The 7,693-nt window shown below is 71.5% G+C and carries 4 protein-coding genes and 1 tRNA gene; 2 read left to right on the top strand and 3 right to left on the bottom strand.

Annotation, left to right across the window (positions count from 1 at the left end):
- Positions 1-81: 81 nt before the first annotated feature.
- Positions 82-1,326 carry a 5-aminolevulinic acid synthase gene (locus B7C62_33060; GenBank protein ARF76575.1) on the bottom strand — a complete coding sequence of 415 codons (1,245 nt, stop codon included), beginning with the start codon at positions 1,324-1,326 and terminating at the stop codon, positions 82-84.
- Positions 1,327-1,536: 210 nt separating this feature from the next.
- Here B7C62_33060 and B7C62_33055 point away from each other — a divergent pair, with 210 nt between their 5' ends.
- Positions 1,537-3,081, top strand: a complete 1,545-nt coding sequence (locus tag B7C62_33055) for an amide synthetase (protein ID ARF76574.1) — start codon at positions 1,537-1,539, stop codon at positions 3,079-3,081.
- Positions 3,082-3,088: 7 nt separating this feature from the next.
- The gene (locus B7C62_33050) at positions 3,089-4,666 is read left to right on the top strand and encodes a long-chain fatty acid--CoA ligase (GenBank protein ARF76573.1); all 1,578 of its coding nucleotides are present in this window, start codon (positions 3,089-3,091) and stop codon (positions 4,664-4,666) included.
- 155 nt (positions 4,667-4,821) lie between these two features.
- Here B7C62_33050 and B7C62_33045 read toward each other — a convergent pair.
- Positions 4,822-4,895, bottom strand: a tRNA-Pro gene (locus B7C62_33045).
- A gap of 50 nt (positions 4,896-4,945) precedes the next feature.
- Positions 4,946-7,600, bottom strand: a complete 2,655-nt coding sequence (locus tag B7C62_33040; GenBank protein ARF76572.1) for a hypothetical protein — start codon at positions 7,598-7,600, stop codon at positions 4,946-4,948.
- Between the last annotated feature and the right edge of the window lie 93 nt (positions 7,601-7,693).

Genomic DNA, 7,693 nt, shown 5'->3' with positions numbered 1-7,693 from the left:
CGCCTCGCGGAGCGCTGAAGAGAGCCGCGCGCCACGGCCACGCATGGGGCGGCGGAGAAATCGCGCGCCCCGTGGGGCGGGTCAGCCGTCCGTTACGGGAGACCCGTGCGGGCCCTGAGCCCGCGTCACCCCCAGTTCCCGCCAGATCCCGTCCAGTGCCGCGACGAACCCCTCGACCTCCGCGGACTCGTGGACCGCGCCGGGTGCGCTCCTGAGGATCTCCTGGCCCACGCGCACGCTCGGCGCGTTGATGGCCTGGACGTAGATGCCGTGGCGGGCCAGCAGCAGCGCGGAGATGCGCCGGGCGAGTGCGTCGTCCCCGACGAAGATCGAGACGATGTGGGACCCGTCGGAGACGAAGGGGATGCCGTGTTCCCTTAGCAGCCGGTGCGTCAGCCGCGCGTTCTCGCGGAGCCGGTCGCGTTCCTCCTCCGAGGTGCGCAGATGCCGGACCGCGGCGAGCGCGCCCGCCGCGACCGCCGGGGGCAGGGCGGTGGTGAAGATGAAGGGACGGGAGAGGCCGCGCACCGCGTCGACCAGCTCGGCGGGACCGGCGATGTATCCCCCGGTGGTACCGAACCCCTTGGCGAGCGTCCCCATGATGACGGTGAACTCGTCCGCGATGCCCAGGCCCGCGGCGATACCGGCTCCCTCCGGCCCGTACATCCCGACCGCGTGCACCTCGTCGAGGAAGGTCATCGCACCGTGCTCACGGGCGATCCGGGCGATCTCGGCGAGCGGGGCGACATCACCCCCCATCGAATAGACCGACTCCATGACGATCATCTTCGGCCGGTCGGGATCGGTGGCGGATATCAGCTCCTCCAGATGCGCCGTGTCATTGTGGCGGAAAATGCGTTTCTCGGCGCCGCTGTGGCGGAGTCCGTCGATGATCGAGGCGTGGTTCATCTCGTCGGAGAAGACGACGCAGTTCTCGGGGCGGCCCGCGAGAACCGTGAGGGCTCCGTCGTTGGCGGTGTACCCGGAGGTGAAGAGAAGGGCGTCCGCCTTGCCGTGCAGATCCGCGAGTTCCTTCTCCAGCAGCACGTGGTAGTGGTTGGTCCCGCCGATGTTCCGGGAGCCGCCCGAGCCGGCGCCGTACTCGTCGAGGGCTTCGCGGGTCGCCGCCAGTACCAGCGGGTGCTGGCCCATTCCCAGGTAGTCGTTGCTGCACCACACGCTGATCTCGGAGGTGACCCCGTCCCGCAGGCTCCGGGCCGCCGGAAATTTCCCGGCGAGCCGGCCGATCTCGAGGAACTCCCGTTTCGCCTCCGGTACCCCACCTTCCCCCATATTCCGCGAGAAGTGCTCCAGGTAATGGTTCATGAAGACCCTTTTCTCCGAAGACCGAACCGATGCGGGGGCCGAACCGGTAGAGGGTATTGTCTCAGGGCGGCATATCACTTCGATGGCGCGGCCTGCGACAATTCGAAACCGCCCGCGCACCCGTTTCTTGAATTCGCACTCCTGGTATACCTGATTTGCTTGTTGTAGGCTCTGCGGAAATTCCTCGACACGGCACCACTGGAGTTTCCTATGCCGTCGAACGAAACGTATGTCAGCCAGATCCTTCAGGTGATCTCCGCGGAACCGGAGAAAGTCGTCCTGTCCTGGCGCGACAAGACGCTCACCGCGGCGGAGCTGACCACTCTGGTCCGGTCGGCCGCGCAGGTCCTGCACCGGCACACCGGCGGGACCGACGGCGGGGCGGTGGTCGCCATCCTGACCGTCACCAACACCGCCCCGACCCTGGTCCTGCGGTACGCCGCGAATCTGGCCGGGGCCACGGTGGTCCATCTGCACACCACCAACGCGGTCGACCCGGCGGACCATCTGGCCGCCGACGCCAAGCTCAAGGTCCTCCGGGAGACCGGTGCGACGTATCTGGCCGTCGACGCGGAGAACCTCGCGGCCGCCCGTGAGCTGCGCGAGCGGCTGGGCACCCCGCTCACCCTCGCCGCACTCGGCGAACTCGGCCCCGATGTCCTGGACCTGACGGCCGGGGACCCGGACGCTCTGGACCTGGACGCCGTCGAGATCGGACCCGACCGGCCCGCGGTGGTGACGTACACGAGCGGGACGACCGGTGAGCCGAAGGGCATCGCCTTCGACTTCCGGGCCCGCAACGGCTTCATCTCCGCCGGATTGCAGATGGGCTGGCGGTCGGTCTATCTGGCCTGCCTGCCGCTGAGCCACTCCAGCGGCGCCACAGCGGACGACTCACTCGCGTCCGGCGGCTCGGTGGTCCTGCGGGACGGCTTCGACCCGGGTGATGTGCTGCGCTGCGTCGAGCGGCACGGGATCACCCGGATGCTGCTCTCCCCTCCCCAGCTGTATCTGCTCATGGACCATCCGGAGGTGGACTCGACCGACCTCTCCAGCCTCACGATGGTCACGTACGTGGGCTCCCCCGCGTCCCCCGAACGGCTGGGCGAGGCGGTCAAGGTCTTCGGGGACGTACTGATCCAGGTGTACGCGACCAGCGAGGCGGGCTTCGTCAGCATGCTCTCGCCCGCCGAGCACCTCGATCCCCGGCTGCGGGTCACGGTCGGCCGGCCGATGCCCGACTGGGTCCGGATCACCGATCCGGAGGACCACCGCGACCTGCCGCCCGGCAAGACCGGCGAGGTCTGCGTACGGTCGCCGTTCACGATGAGCGAGTACGTGGCTGAGCCCGAACTCACCGCCCGGACCGTACGGGACGGCTGGGTGCACACCGGTGACCTCGGCTTCGTCGACGGTGACGGCTACCTCCATCTGCGCGGCCGGATCGGCGAGGTGATCAAGACCAATGGCATCAAGATCCATCCGGTGACCGTGGAGAACGCCCTCCTGGCCCATCCCGATGTCGTGCAGGCCGCCGTCTTCTGCGTCCGGGACCGGGACCGGATCGAGCACCTGCACGCCGCCGTGGTGCTCCGCGAGGCGGGCACGGCCACCCCCGGCGGACTGGCGGAACACATCCGGGCCGCCATCTCGCCCAAGCACGTTCCCGCGCAGATCCACATCCGCCCCGCTCTGCCCCTCACCGGCGTCGGCAAACCGGACAAGGCGCGCCTCGCCGTGGAAGCGAGCGGGTGAGACGCCCGTGACCCTCTCTGTGGCGTCCATCCTCGCCGAATCCGCGCTACGGCGACCGGAGCACCCGGCGGTCGTGTCCGGTGCGCGGAAGATCACCTACCGCGAACTCTGGGACGAGGCACGGAGATACGCGGCGGCGCTGCGCGCGCGGGGCATCGGCCCCGGCGACAAGGTGGCGCTGCTGCTGCCCAGCACACCGCACTTCCCGTCGGCCTACTTCGGTGTGCTCGCGCTCGGCGCGATCGCGGTCCCGGTCCACGCCCTGCTCCGGGCGGACGAGATCGCGTACGTCCTCCAGGACTCCGGGGCGGCGGCACTGATCTGCGCCGCCCCGCTCCTGGCCGAGGGCGGCAGGGCGGCGGAGACCACCGGCACGCCCGTACTCACCGTCATGGAAGAGGAAAGGTCATCCGCGCCACGGCTGGACGCGCTCGCGGCAGGGAGCACCCCGATCGACCGTCAGGTGCCGCGCGCGCCCGAGGACATCGCGGTGATCCTCTACACCTCCGGCACCACCGGCCGCCCCAAGGGCGCCCTGCTCACCCATCTCAACGTGGTGATGAACGTCGACACGACCATGCTGTCGCCGTTCGACTTCACCGCGGACGACGTCCTGCTCGGCTGTCTGCCGCTGTTCCACACCTTCGGTCAGATCTGCGGCATGAACACCTGCTTCCGGGCGGGGGCGACCCTGGTGCTGATGCCCCGGTTCGACGGGCCGGGCGCGCTGGACCTCATGGTGCGGGAGGGCTGCACCGTGTTCATGGGGGTCCCGACGATGTACACGGCCCTCCTCGACGCGGCCCGCGCCGACCCGCGCAGGCCCGCGCTCGACCGCGCGTTCTCCGGCGGCGCCGCGCTGCCGGTGGCGGTCCTGGACGCGTTCCGGGAGACGTTCGGCTGCCCGGTCCTCGAAGGGTACGGACTCACCGAGACCTCCCCGGTGGTGGCCTACAACCAGAAGGCGTGGCCGCTCCGGCCGGGCACGGTGGGCCGGCCGATCTGGGGCGTCGAGGTCGAGATCGCCAGAGCCGAGGTGGAGGACAGGATCGAGCTGCTGCCCGTCGGCGAGACGGGGGAGATCGTCATCCGGGGGCACAACGTGATGGCCGGCTACCTCAACCGGCCGGAGGCGACCACCGAGGCCATCGTGGACGGCTGGTTCCGCTCGGGCGACCTGGGCGTCAAGGACGACGAGGGTTACCTCTCCGTCGTCGACCGCAAGAAGGACGTGGTGCTGCGCGGCGGGTACAACGTCTACCCGCGCGAGGTGGAGGACGTCCTGGCCCACCACCCGGCGATCGCCCAGGCAGCCGTCGTCGGACTCCCCCACCCCGTCCACGGCGAGGAGGTGTGCGCGGTGGTGAGACCCCGCCCCGGCACAGTGCCGGGCCCGGCCCTGGGCGCCGAGATCGTCACCTGGAGCAGGGAGCGGATGGCACCGTACAAGTACCCGCGCCGGGTGGAGTTCGTGGACGCCTTCCCCCTCGGCCCCAGCGGCAAGGTCCTGAAACGGGAGCTGGTCGCCCGGCTGACCACGGCGGCCCCGCACAGGCCACCGGACGGGCCGCCGCGGCCGCGCTGAGTGCGAGCCCGAGCGGTCGCGCCTCGTCAGGGGAGGAAGCACTCAGCGACTTGCGCCAGGTGCTGCGAAGCGCCCTGGAGTCGCGGGAGATGCAACGACTTCAGGGCCGGTTTCGGATTGCTCCGAAACCGGCCCTGATCTGCGACTGTCTCCAGTCGGGACGACAGGATTTGAACCTGCGACCCCTTGACCCCCAGTCAAGTGCGCTACCAAGCTGCGCCACGTCCCGATGCTCCTCCGCCCGGTTGCCCGGGGCGGCGTCGCAGGACAAACATTACCTCACTCCGAGGACCGGATCGACGTCCGCGCCTGCTGGGCGCGGGCCGCCAGCCCCTCGGCTCCGCAGGCCATGGCCTGCTTCTGGGCCCGGGCCAGCTCCCGGTGCGAGCCGATGGCGATCCCGTAGTCGACCCGGGCGAGCGCGTGCTCGTAGGCGGAGGAGGACCGCTCCAGATGGCGGACGGCGTCGGCGAGGAGCTGCTCCGCCTCCTCGGGCGGTGCGAAGAGTGCGACGCAGCGCAGGGCTTCGCCGATGGCGGTGTCCGTGCCGAACCGTTCGGCGTGCACCCGGGCGCGGGCCGCGAGGTGCGCCGCACGGCCCGGGTCGTCGTCGGCCAGCGCCCGGGCGAGGTCACCGGCCCAGGGCGCCCAGATGCCGTTGAACCGTTCGCGCGCCTCCAGGCCGGCGCCCGCCGCCTCGAGCTCGGCGATGGCCTCCTCCTTACGGCCTTCGGCGAGCAGCAGGCGGCCCCGGATGCACGGGCCGTCCGGCAGCACCATGGCGCTGGGGTAGGGCGGTCCGAAGCGGTAGCGGTCGGCGATCACGCGGGCCTCGGAGATCCGGCCCCGGGCCAGCAGCGTGTCGATGAGCAGGCAGGCCGCGTCCCAGTGGACGGGCAGGCCGGAGCCGACACGGTCGGCCAGGCGGAGCCCTTCGCGCAGGAAGCCCTCGGCCTCCGCGAGACGGCCGCGACGGCGGTGGACCATACCGAGCAGGGTGTGGGCGAACGCCAGGTGGGCCCCGCTCCAGCCGGAGATCTCGAAGGCCCGCACGGCTTCACCGAAGAGGCTCTCGGCCCGGTCCAGCTGGTCGGTGAAGGCGTAGGTGATGCCGACCATGGTGGGCAGCTCGAAGCCCCACTCGGAGTCGGTCCAGCCGAGGCCGCGTGCGGGGCTGCCGTCGATCAGGGCGCGTTCGCACAGGTCGACGATGAGCTGGGCGTTCTCGCCGCGCAGCATGGCGTCGAAGGCCCGCAGGGTGAGCAGCGCCCGCTCGGGGTTGTCGCGGCCCTTGAGATGGTCGGCGTTGCGGGCAAGACGGCGGGAGCGGGCCCGGCCGTCGTCCTCGGTGACCTGCATGCCCTCCCACATGAAGTGCGCGGCCTGCAACCGCATCAGGCCGGGTCCCGGAGCCGTACGGGCCGCTTCGGCGGCCAGGGAGAGCGCCGCGTCCTTGAGCTGGTTGTTGTGGGCGAGGGCGGCGGCGAGCCGGAACGTGGCGTCGACCCGCAGGCCGTCGTCGAGCCCCGGCATGTCCAGGGCCGCCCGCAGGTGCTGCACGGTGGTGGGCGGGGAACTGAGCAGGGTGGCGCAGCCGAGCTCGTACAGCAGGACCGCGCGGTCCTTGGGCCGGGGCGGCTCCTCCAGGGCCCGTTCCAGGCAGCGCCGGGCCGCTTCGGGGGCGCCGACGGCGAGGTGCTGGCCGGCGGCCTCGCGGAGCTGGGCGACCAGTTCCTGGTCGTCGTCCGGGTGGACCTCCAGCAGATGCCGGGAGGCCGCGGCGGCACCGAGACCGGCCCGGGTGATGGCCCAGGCGGCGCGGCCGTGCATCGCGGTGCGGGTGGCGGGCGGGATCGAGCGGTAGACGGCGGTCGCGATCAGCGGGTGGACGAACTCCAGCGGGTCGAAACCGCTGACGATACGGGCGTCACGCAGCCGGGCCGTGCAGTCGGCGGCCTCCGCCGGACTCATCCCAGCGAGGGTGGCGGCCAGCTCCTGGGAGATGTCGGTACCGAGCACGGCGGCGGCCCAGGCGAACCGGTTGGCGTTGGTGCCGAGCCGCTCCAGCCGGGCGACGAGCCCGCTGCCCCGGGCGGAGGCGCCCAGCTCCCGCAGTTGCCCGGCCGACTCCTCGACCGGCGCCAGCTCCTGGTCCTGGACCTTGGCGACCAGCTCGACGGCCTCGTACGGGTTGCCCCCGGTGACGGCCCACACCTCGCGGCAGAACGGGTCGTCGGCGTGCTCGCCCAGGGCGGCGCGGGCCAGTTCGGCGGTGGCGTCCGGGGTCAGCGCGCGCAGGGCGACCCGGGTGACCGTGCTGTCGCCGTCCGAACCGCGTTCGGCCTCGCGGTCGGCGACATAGCTCGCGTTGCGCTCGGCCATCTCCTGCGGCCGGTACGCCTGGACGACGAGGAGCGGCAGTTCACCGAGGCGGGCGGTGAACGAGGCCAGCCAGGTGAGGGATTCGCCGTCCGCCCAGTGGGCGTCGTCCACCAGAAGCAGTAACGGCCGGTGGCTGAGGCGGGAGGCGAGCCGGGCGACGACGTAGTCGAGGCCGTCCCGGACACCCTGCGGGTCGGGCTGCGGGCCGCTGGGCTCGGCGAGGCCGAGCGCGGGCGCGGTGGTGTCGTACCAGTCCCCGAACAGGGACCGCTTCTCGTCGGCCGGGAACTGGTCGAGCGCGGGCTGAAGCAACTGCCGTACGACATGGAACGGTACGGAGGTGACGGTCTCGCCGCCCCGGGCGGACCAGATGGTGCAGCGGTCGGCGGCCATCGCCCGGATCTCGGCGAGGAGGGCCGTCTTGCCGAGCCCCGCCTCCCCGCTGAAGACCACGAGCCCGCCGACGGCCTGCGCTCCGCACAGATCGTCCACCGCCTTCGCGGCAGCGGCGAGTTCCGGTTCACGCTCGTACAACGGCCGGGACGGCTTCATGCCCACCCTTCCCCAAATGGCATGCAGTGACGTCGGCCGAGCCTAGTCGTGCGCGGGTGCTCACCGACAGGGTTCGGCCGATTCCCTGCAGGT

This window comes from Kitasatospora albolonga (assembly GCA_002082585.1).
Lineage (GTDB): Bacteria > Actinomycetota > Actinomycetes > Streptomycetales > Streptomycetaceae > Streptomyces > Streptomyces stephensoniae.
The sequence above is the reverse complement of the archived record's forward strand: the minus strand, read 5'-3'. Positions and strand labels throughout refer to the sequence as shown.

Coding starts and splice junctions, on each gene's coding strand:
- B7C62_33060 (ARF76575.1), bottom strand. CDS start 1,326: ATGAACCATTACCTGGAGCACTTCTCGCGGAATATGGGGGAAGGTGGG.
- B7C62_33055 (ARF76574.1), top strand. CDS start 1,537: ATGCCGTCGAACGAAACGTATGTCAGCCAGATCCTTCAGGTGATCTCC.
- B7C62_33040 (ARF76572.1), bottom strand. CDS start 7,600: ATGAAGCCGTCCCGGCCGTTGTACGAGCGTGAACCGGAACTCGCCGCT.